This window comes from Methanosarcina vacuolata Z-761 (genome assembly GCF_000969905.1).
GTDB lineage: Archaea > Halobacteriota > Methanosarcinia > Methanosarcinales > Methanosarcinaceae > Methanosarcina > Methanosarcina vacuolata.
Genome location: NZ_CP009520.1, coordinates 4,039,554 through 4,053,498 on the forward strand (window position 1 = coordinate 4,039,554; position 13,945 = coordinate 4,053,498).

Here is a 13,945-nt window from a genome sequence, read left to right on the forward strand (position 1 = left end):
CAGTAAAGAGGCTTTCTCTCCAGAAACGCCTCCGAAAATTACTTTTTTCAGGAGCCAGAAAAATGGACAGACCTTTTGTTTTTATTAATTCTGCTATATCAGCCGACGGCAAACTTTCAACAAAGGAAAGGAAACAGGTCAGAATCTCCGGAAAACTTGATTTTGAAAGGGTTGACGAACTCCGAGCCCAGGCAGATGCAGTTATGGTAGGTATAGGAACTGTCCTTTCGGACGATCCAAGCTTAACCGTAAAGTCTCCAGAGAGAAGGGCAGCCAGGAAAGCCGCGGGAAAAAACGAGAATCCAGTAAGGATCATTGTGGACAGTTCAGCAAGGACTCCGCTTGATGCCGATATTTTCAAAAAAGGAGACGGACTCCGGATAATTGCCGTTTCAACTTCTGCACCTGACGAAAAGATAGAAAAACTGGAAGAAAAAGCTCTCGTCATTAAAACAGGGACCTTTAAAGTTGATCTTACCGAGCTTGCAGCAAAATTAAAGGAAATAGGAATAAACACCCTCATGGTTGAGGGAGGTGCAACCCTGAACTGGGGTATGCTCTCTGCGGGTCTTGTTGATGAAGTCTATACTTTCGTTGGAAACCTTATAATCGGAGGAAAAACAGCCCCGACTTTTACGGACGGGGAAGGATTTTCAGAGGCCGAACTCCTGATGCTTGAATTGTCTTCTGCTGAAACAATCGAAGAAGGGATACTTCTCAGGTGGAAAGTAAAAGGCAAGGCAAAATAAAATCAAATTGCCAATATATACCGCATTGGTGACTGGTACCAAGCTTAAGTACCGGGCTTAAGGTTACATTTTTCAAACTCGCCGTTATAATATACAAAGACTTCAAGTTCGCACTTGCCTTTAAGAAACTCCCGTATTCTGCGGTCATATACGCTTTGAACGTGCTTCAGTCCGTTTTTTTGGAAGTGAGCTTTCACAGCTTCAAAAAATCCGATCATCTGTCTCAGGTAAGCCTCTTCATAAGCCCTTGTCTCCCTCGCAATTGCTTCACATTCGGAATTCTCCAGTTCGGAATAATAGCTCCCATGCTCGTTTAAGCCGCTTATCTGGCGCCAGTCCACATTGCCAGAGCCGTCAGCTTCCCGATGAAGCATGTATGGATAGACCCTGCAGATTGAAGGACGCCTGTCATAAATTTTGCATCGCTTATTCTCAAGGAAGATGCAAGAGCCGTCAGGTTTTGTTTTCAAGGCATAGCCTGAGACATAAAACCTGCCCTTCTGGTCACAAAACTCAGGATATGGAGCAGGAGTAACTGAATCCGGATTTATCTGCCTTATAACGGCCAGGTCTGCATCGAGCAGGAAAACATGATCATTAAACTCTTTTGTGCAGCACCGTGCACAAAGTTCACATCTGAACCCCAGCCCTTTAATAATGCCTACAAATTCAGGGTCAGGAAATTTCTTTACGCCTGCAAGTTCTTCCCTTGCATCTGAAAGCCCTGTTTCAATGTTATTTTTTTTTACGTTAATCACCTTTTTAAGAAAAGAATAGTGCAATTCTACCTTGTTTTAATTCCATGTCCGTAACATTTAATTACTAGCATTTCTTTTTAACATAAACTCAAGGCTTGATGACATTTATAATTTCGCACTTTCAGGCTTCAAAAAATATTAGATATTTTTCAATAATCATTGAGAATTATCGATTTAACACTTAACGCTATAGAACCAGGGAACACCTGTTTAAATACCTGTTTATTGAGACTCTGCCGAGGAGAAGAAAGAATCCGCGGCAACCGGCAGTGTCCAGCAATAAGCGAATACCTGGATATTACGTGATAAATTACAAATAAATTCAGAGAAAATTAAGATTAAACTTAACGAGGAATGATAATGGGCAAAACCGGCAGCATTGATTGGGTAAAAGTAAAAGGCAGAAAAGGCAGAGTAATTAAGGTCCAGAAGTCACAGGCTCAAAAAGCACATCCAGGACCTGCACAGCGCTTCAGTTCTTCAGGTCATAAGAGGCGCTTCATCAGAAGATCTGCAAAGGCTCTTGTAAAGTAATCTTAAGGGCTTTTAAATTTACTTTTTTGAATTTACTTTTTAACTTAACTTTTTTAACTTAACTTTTTGGCTTTTGTTTTTAAGCCGTAAAATAGATTTTCTTCATGGAATAATAGTTTCTAGAATTCTAGAATAATACATTCCATAGAAAATTTTTCTACTCATCTTTCGGTATTAAACTCACAAACCTTGAGCCAGGTATGCAATGCTTACCCCTGCGAGGCAGAGTGCAACGTTAAGAAAGATATTCAGGAAAAAGGAGAAATTTTGCCCTTCTTCAAGCAATTTGAAAGTTTCATATGCGAAGGTAGAAAATGTGGTAAAGGAACCTAAAATTCCTATATTTACGAGATAGACCATAGATTGGGGTTCAGAAGAAAAAGTGAGAAAAGCGAGTACAATGGTCCCTAAGAGGTTCACTGTAAGCGTGCCTGCAGGGATATTCTTAATCCTGGGAACCTGGCTTGAAACCATATATCTAAGGCATGCCCCAATGAAACCACCTGCACCTATCAAAAAGAGTTTTTCCATGCCTGGAAGGGAGAACATCTCTTCATACCTCCCTACCTGAAAGGGCTTTTATTGTACTCCTACCCATGAACACGCCGACCAGGGCAAGAAACAGGTTAACACTGATATTTTCCAGAGCAGGGAAAAAGGGCATGGTAAAAGACTGGACTGCAAACGTCGAAAATGTTGTGAATGCTCCCATAAATCCAGTCCCGAAAGCAAGCTTTCCTTTTGGACCTATAAACCCAATATACTCAGTGTCGTACATTATCAGGCCGAGCATAAAGCTTCCGAGTACGTTTACCGAAAGGATACCTAAATGCGATTCCATGAGCTCACAGAGTGAAAAACGGCATATTGCTCCAAGGAACCCGCCAGCACCTATGAGAAAAATCTTATCCAGGTCTTTATGCATGGAAGACATTGTTTTTCACTCAGGAATCACTTAAAAGTTTAGATTTTAGATTTGAACGTTTTAGCTCCGAACGTTTTAGCTCTGGTTTTCTTCGTTTGATTAGCCCTTGAAGTATAAAACTTTATCTCAGAAGGAGGGAAAATTCCTTCCGGGCTTCAATGGAGAAAAACAGAGTAAAGAAGAGAAAAAAGGTGTTTTTGAGAGAACACAGAAATATCATTCGATTAAGAAGACATCAACCTCTTCTCCTTCATCATACCCTTCAATATTTTCTGGCACCAGCACATACCCATCAGCCTTTGCAACGGAACTCAGTACCCCGGCTCCAGCTCCGGTAAGAGGGCGCACTTTATCTCCTTCAAATACAACGCGGATAAAATTAACATATCCTATTTTCGAACTGACTTTTGCAGCCAGGCGTCTTTTAAGAATAAGCTCGGAAATCTCCGGAATTGCTGCCAGTTTCCGGATCCCAGGACGGACAAAGAGATAGAGGGCAACGAGTCCGGCAACCGGATAACCTGGCAGGCAAACGACAGGAACGTTATTTATAACCCCAATGGCTGCAGGTTTACCGGGGCTGACTCCTATGCCGTGAACGAGCAGTTCTCCAAGAGCTGCCACAACCTCAGGGCCATGATCTCTTTTTCCTACTGACGTTCCGCCAGAAAGAAGAATCATATCGGTATCCATGTTTGCTTCTATAGCCATTTTTATACTTTCCGGGCTATCAGGCACTATATCGAGATATCGGGGAATTCCACCCCATTTATTCACATAAAGAGACGACATCAGCCCATTAGTCTCAAGCACCATACCAGGAAGAAGGACATCCCTGCCTTTCTGACGGCTTACAAGCTCATCTCCTGTGGGAATAACTGCAACAACCGGCTTTTTGAAAACCTTTGCCCTGTCAAGTCCTAGCAACGCAAGCACAGCAGCATCACAAGGACGAAGAAGATGCCCTTCCTCAAAAACAACATCTCCTTTTTTTATGTCCTCTCCAACCTGTCCCACGTTCCGAGTCGGGTAGACCTGAGCTCTGATCTCAACAAGGTTTCCTACGGCGATGGTATCTTCAACCATTACGACAGCATCAGCTCCTTCAGGCACTGCAGCCCCAGTATGGACCCAGGTTAAACTTCCTTCCTCTACTCGGTCAGAAAGCTGCAGCATTACCGGATTTGTAGGGGAAGCTCCCATAGTGTCGGAAGCCCTTACCGCGTATCCATCCATAGCTGCACGCCGGTAGTGAGGGACATTCCTTTCCGAGATCACGTCCTCTGCCAGTACCCTGCCTGTGCAGGTTTCGAGTGAGATTTCTTCTGTTTTCTTTAGAGGAGAAATATGCTCAAGAAAAAGTCTCAAAGCTTCATCAACCGAGGTTCGTTCTTTGAATATCCTGCCCATGATCGTCCTTCCTGAAAAAATCAACCCCCCGAAACCGGAGGCAGGACGGCAAGCTCATCGGCATCCGAAAGAAGAGTATCAAGCCCATCGAGATGCCGGGCATTGTTTCCATTTATAAGGACATTAATTGAACCGCACATAACTGGAGCTTCGCTTTTTCCTTCGGGCTCCTCAAAAATAATGTTCTTCAGCTCGGGATATTTTTCAGTAAGGGATAGAAGGACATCAATAACCTTTTCTCCCGATAGCTGCAGTTCCGATGTACCTGCTTTTTCACGCAAATTTGCAAATAACTTGACTTTAACCTCAGCCATGAGAGAGACTATTTCATCCTATCCCTTAAATATATCTATGCTCATAAAGAAGCAGCTATGCTGGAGGATTGGGGGAATTATGCAGCGAGGCCGGGATTACAATACTAAAAACTCGCCAGAACTTTCTGAAAAAAAATATAAAATACTCGGATTTCTGATCATCTTTTTTGCTCTGTCAATAAGACTGTTTGATCTGGGAGAGCGAGTTTTCCATCACGATGAAAGCGTACATGCCAGTTTTACCCTTAGACTTCTTGAAACCGGACAATATAGATATAATCCGGCTTATCACGGCCCTTTTCTTTTTCATTCTACTGCTGTTGTCTTTCACTTTCTGGGAATAAACGACACAACAGCACGCTTGATCCCTGTCTTCTTCGGAGTAGCGGCAATTCTTCTGCTCTTTTTACTTAAGAAGGAACTTGGAGAAAGAGGTGTACTCTGGTCGGCTTTCCTGCTCTCTTTTTCTCCAAGCATGGTGTACTTTTCAAGGTTCTTCAGGAATGACCCAATCATTGTTTTCTGCACACTGGCAACTGTTATAGGGGGAATTCGATACCTTGAGAACCTTCACAGCCCAAAGAGATACCCTTATCTTATCCTTACAGCATCTTCTCTTGCAATTGCCGTATCTTCAAAAGAGAATGCCTATCTTATTATTCTCATGTTCGGAGCCTATGCAGGGATTTATTCTTTGTACAGGTTCTATTCCGACTGGAAAAAAGAAAAGTTGAGCCTTAAAAAAACTCTTATTCTCAAGATTTCAGCTATTTTTCCATTTATACCGGAAGTTCTGCTTTCAGGTACTCTGTTTATTTTTATAGTAATGTTATTCTACACAAGCCTTTTCAGAACCCCGGAAACCCTCTTTTCAATTGTGGAAAGGGCTTTTTCTCACTGGATGGAGATGCACAGAATTGAACGCATAGGAGGCCCTTTTTACTTTTATATTCCTATCCTTCTTGTATACGAAAGCCCGATTCTGATTTTTGGGACTGCGGGTATTGTTCATTTCCTTAAAAAGAAAGGAGAAAATGCCTCCTTTTTCATGTTTCTTTCCTACTGGGCAGTTGCGAGTTTGCTGCTCTATTCCTATCTTCAGGAAAAAGTCCCCTGGCTTGTTGTGCACATTGTCCTACCCTTCGGGATTCTGGCGGGAGCTTATCTGGGGGATTTTTTTTCCAGGGCGCCTGGCCAAAGACAGAAGAATTTACTCGGAACAGAAAACATGAATTTATCCGGAACAGAAAACATTACTTCCGGAACAGAAAACATGAATTTACTCGGAACAGAAAACATTACTTCCGGAACAGACAAAAACCCCACTTTCGAGACAAAACGTTCCAGAGCCCATATCTTTGTTGTGGGGATTCTGGTGCTTACACTAATAATATCCCTGGCCCAGTGCATTTCTGTAAATTTTTATAGAAGTATGGAACCTGATGAGCTAATGACGTATTCACAGGCATCTCCGGATATCCGGCAACTTATGGAGAAAATTGAAGAATTTAATATTGGGCCTGAAACTCTAAGTATATCAGTTGTAGATCCCGAAAACCTTTACTGGCCCCTTCCTTGGTACCTCAGGGACTATGAGAAAGCAACATATTATACAGAACCTCAGGCTAAGGCAAAATACGATGCAATAATCGTGCCTGCAAAATATCGGATGTATGAGGTAATTCCGGAAGAAAAATATGCCTCATATAATTTCTCCTTACGCCCTGGAAAGGAGTTCACTCTTTATTATAATAAAGAACTGGAAAATACAGAAGAAAAAAGAATATGAAATTATGAATCTTCTTCACAGAAAAGTCATTTCCTGCCAGCTTTTTAAGCGACTTTTCTGCTTTTTCAAGCTCTTTTTCAAACTTCCTTCTGAGAGTTATCTCTTTTTTTCTTTCATTTTATGAGAGAGTAACAAAACCCACTTTTGTTTAACTCCACCATATTCCACAAAGGTTTGATAAAATGAGTATCTTTCGTTGCTTTTCAACGTTTTCAGGTTTAGATTTGCAGTTAGCAGTTCCTTTGCCTCATTAATTGTTGCAGGAACACATCGCCATAAACGCTGACACTTATAGTGTCAGAGTGTAAGGAATGATAAAAATATAATTTCAAATTTTCAGTCTGGGAATTGATCTATAGTTCCATTTCCCTAAATAATCATTTTTGGCAACGGAAAACTTTGATATTATATTTGAATCATTCCTTATTTAATTCATGGAAGAACAGTGGTCAGGTCCAATGGACTACTGGCTATCATATCTATGTCAATGTATAGTACTAGGTCTGTCAAATCCTCTGAAACCGGCTGGGTCCTGGTGATATTGTTATCTAATGTAACTACAACTTGTCCCCCTGTTACCGGTGTAACTGGAAATTGATCTTCTATGGTTTCTCCAGGAACCGAGGTATATGATTCGCTAAATACAGAATTGTTTTTTGAGTTAAGAAGTTCTACAGTAACTTCATGGTTTGCGTTACCCCAATTATTTATGAAGAAAGAATTCGGACTAGCGCTTTCACTATTGTTTTCTTCTTCACTGTTGTTTTTGTTCTCACTGTTGTTTTCTTCTTTGTTAGTTGGAGAATTCTGCTGCATAAAAGGGTTTAGAATAATAATTCCTACTAACAAAAGGCATATGCCTGCAACTATTATTAAAGATTTTTTTCCTGACATTTGATTCCTTAATTAAGTTTATAAATATATATTTGTATTCAAACCTTTATATAGATTACGTACCTTGAAAATAAATTGTGTGATTTCGACCTTCAGTTCTTCATAGCTTTAATTCCATATATTTAATTTTTCAATTTTAATACAGGTTAATTATAATTAGATACTGGTTAATTTATATTATATTAGGACAAATTAATTATAATTAGGTACTGGTTAATTGATGTTATTTTAATACAGGTTAATTTATATATTTGGTTCTTCGTCATTCCCTGTGGATAAGACAATTTTCAATTCGAGACCGCATTTTTCTATTTTTTTACTCACTTTATTTATGCACTTGCAGAGAAACATTTATACTGGTGCCAACTAACACAATAATTGAACAATTTAACCAAAAATTGATTACAAAAACATGACATTTTATAACATCTTTAACACTTTTCATCCAAAGATTCAGGAAGCCATCAAAACTCTTGGCTTTACAAAACCCACAGAACCTCAGGAAAGGTCATTTCCTCACATAATGGATGGAAAGCATACTCTTTTGATAGCTCCTACGGGTTCAGGCAAGACCGAATCAGCTGTGCTGCCTGTTTTTGACAGTATCCTGAAAAAGAAACCTGAAGCCAGAAAGGGAATTTCAGCCCTTTACATAACTCCATTGAGAGCACTTAACAGGGATATGCTTTCTCGTATTGAAATCCTCGGGCAGTTGCTCGACATCAAAGTCCAGGTTCGGCATGGTGATACTCCGCAAAGTGAAAGGCAGCGCCAGTCGAAAAATCCCCCTGATGTACTGATCACTACTCCTGAGACCTTGCAGGCAATGTTTACCGGCTCCCGCCTGCGCCAGAACCTTGAAACCGTAACTCATGTCGTGATAGACGAAATCCATGAGCTTGCAGGTTCAAAACGTGGAACTCAACTGGCTGTTGGGCTTGAGAGACTTGTGGAAATTTCAGGAGAGTTCCAGAGAATCGGGCTTTCTGCAACAGTCGGGAACCCCTGGGAAATTGCAAAGTTCCTAGCAGGTAATGGAAGGGATTTTACTGTAATTGAGGTAGCCCTGTTGAAACTGCTTGAATTTGATGTGGTCAACCCTCAGGTTTCAGAAAAAGGAAAGATAAGGGAAAAAGAAGTCCTGGAAATTGCAAAAACAGTTGGCTGCGAGCCCGAATTTGCATCTCACCTGCTCTGCATCCGGAAAATTGTTGAAGATAGTCAGTCCACTCTTATTTTTGTAAATACGAGGCAGAGTGCCGAAGCTTTAGCTGCCGGTTTTCGGAAACTCGGGACATCCATAGGTGTACACCACGGCTCGCTTTCTTTTGAAGCCCGTGTGGAAGCTGAGGAGGCGTTCAAATCAGGAGCCCTTAAAGGCCTTATCTGCACCTCGTCAATGGAGCTTGGAATCGATATAGGAAACGTCGACCGGGTAGTTCAGTACGGGTCTCCGCGCCAGGTTTCAAGGCTTCTCCAGAGAGTCGGAAGAGCCGGGCATAAGCTGCATTCGATTTCCTGGGGTACTATAATTTCTATGGAAGTCGACGATACTGCAGAAAGTATGGTAATTACAAAAGCTGCACTGGAAGGCAGGGTGGAAGAAGTTTCTCCGCATATAAAATCCCTGGACGTCGTGGCAAATCAGATCGCTGGCATGGTTATGGATTTTGGGGAGATTGAAATTGAGAAAATTCTCAAGATTCTTCAACGGACTTACCCATTCCGGGATCTGCGGCTTGAGGAACTGCAAAGAGTTGTGGACCAGATAGGGGATTACAAACTGGTCTGGCGCGAAAAAGGTTCAAATATCGTCAAAAGACGCAGGAAAAGCCGGGAATACTATTACGAGAACCTTTCCATGATCCCGGACGAGAAAAAGTACGAGATCTATGATATTGTAAGCGGAAAATCAGTCGGCGTGCTGGACGAAGCCTTTGTCGTAAATTTTGCAGAACAAGGTACCGTTTTCATAACAAAAGGCTATATGTGGCGTGTCGTTGAGATGCCTGACCGCGAGCAGGGAAAGGATAGGATCAAAGTCGAACCTGTGGAAGGCACAGGTGAGGTTCCGAGCTGGACCGGTGAAGAAATCCCTGTGCCTTTTGACGTAGCCCAGGATGTAGGAAAGCTAAGGGCGGAAATTGCGGCTTTTATTCGGGCAGAACTTGATGATGAATCAATTGCCGAAAAACTCCAGGCAAAATATCCCGTAGCAAGGAATGCTGTGCTTGAACTGGTCCGCCTTGTGCGTGAACACGTAGAAGGAGGCTTTCCCCTCCCTGATGCGGATACGATTGTGATCGAAGACGAAGGAGATGCTGTAACCCTGAACGCCTGTTTTGGCCATAATACAAATGGTACCCTTGCCAGGGTTCTAACCTCGCTTCTTTCAGCCCGCTTCGGAAGCAGTGTAGCCCAGGAGGTGGACCCTTACAGGATAAAGCTAAACCTCCCAAGGCGGGTAGGCTCTTTCCAGATCCGGGACATGCTGCTTTCCCTCCGCCCTGAACACGTTGAGCCGATCATAGAAATGACCCTGAAAAACACAATGCTGATGAAATGGAAAATGGTCCACGTTGCCCGAAAATTCGGAGCCCTATCCAGAGACGTTGACTACGACCGGATAAGCATGAAAAAGCTGCTGGAAATATACCAGGGTTCCTCAATGTATGACGAAGTCATCCGGGAAATCTTCCACGACCTGCTTGACGTCCCGAGGACAAAAGAAGTCCTTAAAAGACTTGCAGCCGGCGAAATTTCAGTTGAAGTGTCCTTGCCAACTCCGATTGGTTCAGCCGGTTTTGCCATGAAAAAAGACCTGGTCGCACCGGAGAAAGCCGACCGATCAATAGTGCTTGCCCTTAAGGAACGCATTATGAACGACCGAATTATTTTATTTTGTACTAACTGCAAGAAATGGACTTCCCGCCGGCAGGTCAAGAACGTCCCTGAAGAAATCATCTGCCCGGTCTGCGAGTCCAGGATGATTGCAGCCCTCAAACCCTGGGAAGAAGAGGAAATTAACCTTGTCAAAAAACAGGCAAAAAAGGTCAAAGTCTCTCCCGAAGAAAAGAAACGGATACAGAGAGTTTACAGAAACGCAAGCATAGTACGCTCGCAGGGGAAAAAGGCGGTTATTGCGCTTGCGAGCAGGGGAGTTGGGCCTGATACGGCGTCAAAGGTTATTGAAAAGATGAGGGTGGACGAAGAAGCGTTTTACAGGGATATTCTGGTTGCAGAGAGAAATTATGTGAAGACCAAGAAGTTTTGGGAATGAAAAACAGGATATAATGTATACTGGTGCACTATTGAAAGTAAGAATATGAGTACTGAAATAAATGCATGATAAATAGCAGTAGATAATAGCACTTATATAACGATCCCTAAATATTATACAGCAAAGACATCTGGCCCAATCAATTTATAATGTATACCATTACTCGCCCTCCGTCTACAATACTCAGATGTCTTTATCCCCAATTCAATTTTTTTTGTTTATTTATGATTTGAATCAGTTGGCTACTATAAAAACAAGATGATTGCAGCCTCAAACCCTGGGAAGAAGGGGAAATCAACCTTGCCAAGAAACAGGCAAAAAAGGTCAAGGTTTCCCCTAAAGAAAAGAAACGGATACAGAAAGTTTACAGAAAGTTTACAGAAACGCAAGAATATTACGCTCGCAGGGGAAAAGGCGATTATTTCTCTTGCCAGCCGGGGAATTGTACCTTATACGGCGTCACAGATGATTGAAAATATGAGGGTGGATGAAGAGCATTTTACAGGGATATTTTGGAAACGATTTACATAGAATGAAAAAGGTATTTTTATATATTGAAGGAGAAGGATAAATTACTTATCCGGACATGGAAACCATTTTAAATGATCTATATAATATAAATAAAGCTATTGAGACTTTGGAGACATCTAAGAGGCATCTGTCTGAGCAGTTGGCTATCAGAAACAGTAATGGAAAATAATATGGAGATATTCAGGTCTTAGCCTGCTTGTCTATTATCTTACTTTTCTATTAGATATAACGGTTACAACACTTCTCTGATAGGTTCTAAGTTAAAACTGCGATTTATTTAAAGGGATCTGAAAAAAGAAATCTCTTTTTCAGCCTGGATTGCATAATTTCATCTTGGATTTAACGTAAAAGATAGAAAAAATATGGCTCTTCGCTATTCTCTATGGGTAAGATGATTTTCAATTCAAGAACGCATTGGTTTTTATGAGGACGTTATGCGGATACCCACACAAAACAACGAAGAGCCAAAAATATATGTCTTTTCTGGAGTTTCCATTATTGTTTGTATGTGTAGAATGACTGTTTTTAATTGTTTTCATTTATACTCTTAAATATCAGTCAATTTATATTAAAGAAAAGAAATAAATATATGGTCGTATCTAATATTAGAAAATAGGAATTATTTAATTAGAGAAAAGCCATCTCTGAGATGAAAAACAATGGATAAATTAGAAAAAATATTCGGGAAAACCGCACAGATGACAGTCCTTAAGAATCTTATTGAACGACAAAACGAACCAACTTATCTTTCAGGAATAGCTGAAGAAACTGGATTGTCACACGCAAGTGTATCAAGGGTTATCACACCTCTGGTTGGATCAGGAGTTGTTACAGAAAAACCCTTCGGAAAGCAAACTCGAATTTTCCAGTTAAACATGGAAAGCGAAGCTGCAAAGTTGATAGTTGATTTTTACAATAAACTTAACCAGATCGAAGTTGAAGCCTGAGCAACAATAAGTATGGGATTCATCAACTTCCCCATTATTTTATAAGCGTTTGCTTATCAGGTTACTATCGTTTTAATGAAAAACACATTAACTCCACTTTTTGCAGGTGCGACAAGAAGCTATCCTATGAATTGCTTCATAGCTACTTTCCATTTGAGGTAATCCTGGTGTGACATGCACAAATGGTAACTTTTGTGTGTGAAGCTCACATGACAGCAATGTTAATGGGCTGTTATCCAGAATCACAATATCTGATGTATTCATCATCGGGTTATATGGTGTAACCTATGACTGAGGGAAATAAATAAAGTACTTGATCGTTTTAAATCGCACTACATGTCGGAAGACGGAACCTACTATTCTAAAAAGGACACATTCCATACAAGAAGTGCCTCTGAGCCAGGTAAAGGGCTTGTTTTTGCGATGGCCTGTGCATGCGGAATCGCAGTGGCGAACATCTACTATAACCAGCCAATGCTTGGTGTTATCACTCGCTCTTTCCCAGGCGAATTGGCTCCCAGCCTGATTCCAACTGCTACCCAACTCGGTTACGCACTTGGGTTGCTGCTTCTGGTACCTCTGGGCGATCTGATAGAACGTCGCCGACTCATCGTGTTGCAGTTTCTCGTTTTGGCCTTATCACTGCTTTTTGCCGCTACATCATCTACTGGTTGGGCCCTGCTGGGCGCCTCACTTTGCATTGGCTTTACCGCCTCTGTCACGCAGCAGATAATACCGGCTGCCGCATCGCTTGCCTCTGATAACCGCCGAGGTGCAATTATCGGCAGCGTTATGAGCGGATTGCTGAGCGGCATGCTTTTGAGCCGGATTCTCGCCGGTTTTATTGCCACTCACTACGGCTGGAGAGCGATGTTCTGGCTTGGTATTCCTCTGGTTCTGGTTGGTGCGGCATCAATGGCACTGTTATTGCCGCTCAGTCGGCCCACAACTTCTATGCAATATGGTCCGCTGCTTCATTCACTCCTACAACTTTGGCGCGAAGAATCCAGTCTACGTCGAGCCACCTTGACACAGGGATTAATCTTCGCCGTGTTCAGCGCCTTCTGGACGATCCTTGCGCTGCATCTCGAACAGCCTCCTTTCCACCTCGGCGCTGATGTTGCAGGACTTTTTGGAATCATTGGGGTGGTTGGAGTGCTTGCTGCTCCCATAGCTGGACGTCTAGCTGACCGCCGGGGACCAGGCCAGGTTGTTTCTACAGGTGCGTTTGCAGCTCTGCTATCCTGGCTGATTCTCGCAGGCTGGAACTCTCTTGCAGGCTTAATCTTCGGGGTTATTCTTCTGGATTTCGGGATGCAAAGCGCCATGGTTGCCAATCAGCAGATAATTTACGGGCTTAAGCCGCAAGCACGCAACCGGGTGAATAGTTTGTTCATGGTAGGGATGTTTATTGGCGGCAGCATGGGGTCTGGAGGTGCAATGCTGGCCTGGAAGATAGCAGATTGGCAGGGAGTTGCCGGCTCTGCTATTGCTGTAGCACTTACAGCTTTCCTTATAGCTTTCCTGGCGCCGCTTTTGCTTCAACATAAACATTCATAAAAGAGTTTCAGAATTTCAAAATTGTATGGATTATTGATAGTTGCTTGATATTCAACAATGGAGTTAATTGAAAATATTTTCCCGCAGGAGCAGAAACAGGAAACAATAAAAACGCACATGAAATTTTCAGTACAAAAATAGTAATAATGTGATTTATAAGTTTAAAAGTATTATATTTATGTAATTTAATTAATATATAGTGTAAAAAAGATAGTCATGATAAAAATACAGATCAGTAAATAGCACTATTGAGT

At 41.9% G+C, this 13,945-nt stretch carries 13 protein-coding genes and 1 pseudogene; 7 read left to right on the forward strand and 7 right to left on the reverse strand.

Translation table 11 applies throughout. The annotated features are described in order from the left end of the window. Positions 1–62 precede the first annotated feature (62 nt). Positions 63–749 carry a 2,5-diamino-6-(ribosylamino)-4(3H)-pyrimidinone 5'-phosphate reductase gene (locus MSVAZ_RS16600; RefSeq protein WP_048122784.1) on the forward strand — a complete coding sequence of 229 codons (687 nt, stop codon included), beginning with the start codon at positions 63–65 and terminating at the stop codon, positions 747–749. A 44-nt stretch (positions 750–793) separates the two neighbouring features. On the opposite strand, the gene MSVAZ_RS16605 is transcribed toward MSVAZ_RS16600, so the two are convergent. Continuing rightward, positions 794–1,507 carry a YkgJ family cysteine cluster protein gene (locus MSVAZ_RS16605; protein ID WP_048124256.1) on the reverse strand — a complete coding sequence of 238 codons (714 nt, stop codon included), beginning with the start codon at positions 1,505–1,507 and terminating at the stop codon, positions 794–796. 360 nt (positions 1,508–1,867) lie between these two features. Here MSVAZ_RS16605 and MSVAZ_RS20945 point away from each other — a divergent pair, with 360 nt between their 5' ends. Further along, positions 1,868–2,041, forward strand: a complete 174-nt coding sequence (locus MSVAZ_RS20945; protein WP_158498980.1) for a DUF5350 domain-containing protein — start codon at positions 1,868–1,870, stop codon at positions 2,039–2,041. 180 nt (positions 2,042–2,221) lie between these two features. Here the strand turns inward: MSVAZ_RS20945 and crcB (MSVAZ_RS16610) are convergent, their stop codons facing one another. The 4 genes from crcB (MSVAZ_RS16610) to MSVAZ_RS16625 form a co-directional block, all read right to left on the reverse strand. After that, a complete protein-coding gene (gene crcB, locus MSVAZ_RS16610) occupies positions 2,222–2,590 on the reverse strand; it encodes a fluoride efflux transporter CrcB (RefSeq protein WP_048122786.1) in 369 nt (122 codons plus the stop codon). A 4-nt stretch (positions 2,591–2,594) separates the two neighbouring features. Next, positions 2,595–2,975, reverse strand: a complete 381-nt coding sequence (gene crcB, locus MSVAZ_RS16615) for a fluoride efflux transporter CrcB (RefSeq protein ID WP_048122788.1) — start codon at positions 2,973–2,975, stop codon at positions 2,595–2,597. 207 nt (positions 2,976–3,182) lie between these two features. Continuing rightward, positions 3,183–4,376: a molybdopterin molybdotransferase MoeA gene (locus MSVAZ_RS16620; RefSeq protein WP_048122790.1), complete on the reverse strand. Its 1,194-nt coding sequence runs from the start codon at positions 4,374–4,376 to the stop codon at positions 3,183–3,185. 20 nt (positions 4,377–4,396) lie between these two features. Beyond that, complete coding sequence (locus MSVAZ_RS16625) at positions 4,397–4,690, reverse strand: ubiquitin-like small modifier protein 1 (RefSeq protein WP_048122792.1); 294 nt, start codon at positions 4,688–4,690, stop codon at positions 4,397–4,399. Positions 4,691–4,769: 79 nt separating this feature from the next. Here MSVAZ_RS16625 and MSVAZ_RS16630 point away from each other — a divergent pair, with 79 nt between their 5' ends. Beyond that, entirely contained in the window at positions 4,770–6,479 is a 1,710-nt protein-coding gene (locus MSVAZ_RS16630; protein ID WP_048122794.1) for a flippase activity-associated protein Agl23, read from the forward strand. Between the two features lie 5 nt (positions 6,480–6,484). Here the strand turns inward: MSVAZ_RS16630 and MSVAZ_RS20630 are convergent. Together MSVAZ_RS20630 and MSVAZ_RS16635 are read right to left on the reverse strand one after the other, a co-directional pair. Then, positions 6,485–6,746, reverse strand: a pseudogene (locus MSVAZ_RS20630) (IS1634 family transposase); the annotation flags it as partial. Positions 6,747–6,911: 165 nt separating this feature from the next. Beyond that, the gene (locus MSVAZ_RS16635; RefSeq protein ID WP_048122796.1) at positions 6,912–7,373 is read right to left on the reverse strand and encodes a hypothetical protein; all 462 of its coding nucleotides are present in this window, start codon (positions 7,371–7,373) and stop codon (positions 6,912–6,914) included. Between the two features lie 412 nt (positions 7,374–7,785). Between MSVAZ_RS16635 and MSVAZ_RS16640 the strand changes: the two genes are divergently transcribed. The 4 genes from MSVAZ_RS16640 (at position 7,786) to MSVAZ_RS21625 (ending at position 13,691) form a co-directional block, all read left to right on the forward strand. Then, positions 7,786–10,653, forward strand: a complete 2,868-nt coding sequence (locus MSVAZ_RS16640) for a DEAD/DEAH box helicase (RefSeq protein ID WP_048122798.1) — start codon at positions 7,786–7,788, stop codon at positions 10,651–10,653. Between the two features lie 300 nt (positions 10,654–10,953). Further along, on the forward strand, positions 10,954–11,184 hold the full coding sequence (locus MSVAZ_RS16645; RefSeq protein ID WP_048122799.1) for a hypothetical protein: 231 nt from the start codon (positions 10,954–10,956) through the stop codon (positions 11,182–11,184). A 659-nt stretch (positions 11,185–11,843) separates the two neighbouring features. Beyond that, complete coding sequence (locus MSVAZ_RS16650; protein ID WP_048122801.1) at positions 11,844–12,131, forward strand: helix-turn-helix domain-containing protein; 288 nt, start codon at positions 11,844–11,846, stop codon at positions 12,129–12,131. Between the two features lie 423 nt (positions 12,132–12,554). Beyond that, positions 12,555–13,691 (forward strand): MFS transporter, encoded by a 1,137-nt coding sequence (locus MSVAZ_RS21625; protein ID WP_269746831.1) that lies wholly within the window; start codon positions 12,555–12,557, stop codon positions 13,689–13,691. The last annotated feature ends 254 nt before the right edge of the window (positions 13,692–13,945 follow it).

Coding starts and splice junctions, on each gene's coding strand:
- MSVAZ_RS16650 (WP_048122801.1), top strand. CDS start 11,844: ATGGATAAATTAGAAAAAATATTCGGGAAAACCGCACAGATGACAGTC.
- crcB (WP_048122788.1), bottom strand. CDS start 2,975: ATGTCTTCCATGCATAAAGACCTGGATAAGATTTTTCTCATAGGTGCT.
- MSVAZ_RS16600 (WP_048122784.1), top strand. CDS start 63: ATGGACAGACCTTTTGTTTTTATTAATTCTGCTATATCAGCCGACGGC.
- MSVAZ_RS20945 (WP_158498980.1), top strand. CDS start 1,868: ATGGGCAAAACCGGCAGCATTGATTGGGTAAAAGTAAAAGGCAGAAAA.
- crcB (WP_048122786.1), bottom strand. CDS start 2,590: ATGTTCTCCCTTCCAGGCATGGAAAAACTCTTTTTGATAGGTGCAGGT.
- MSVAZ_RS16620 (WP_048122790.1), bottom strand. CDS start 4,376: ATGGGCAGGATATTCAAAGAACGAACCTCGGTTGATGAAGCTTTGAGA.
- MSVAZ_RS16640 (WP_048122798.1), top strand. CDS start 7,786: ATGACATTTTATAACATCTTTAACACTTTTCATCCAAAGATTCAGGAA.
- MSVAZ_RS21625 (WP_269746831.1), top strand. CDS start 12,555: ATGGCCTGTGCATGCGGAATCGCAGTGGCGAACATCTACTATAACCAG.
- MSVAZ_RS16630 (WP_048122794.1), top strand. CDS start 4,770: ATGCAGCGAGGCCGGGATTACAATACTAAAAACTCGCCAGAACTTTCT.
- MSVAZ_RS16635 (WP_048122796.1), bottom strand. CDS start 7,373: ATGTCAGGAAAAAAATCTTTAATAATAGTTGCAGGCATATGCCTTTTG.
- MSVAZ_RS16625 (WP_048122792.1), bottom strand. CDS start 4,690: ATGGCTGAGGTTAAAGTCAAGTTATTTGCAAATTTGCGTGAAAAAGCA.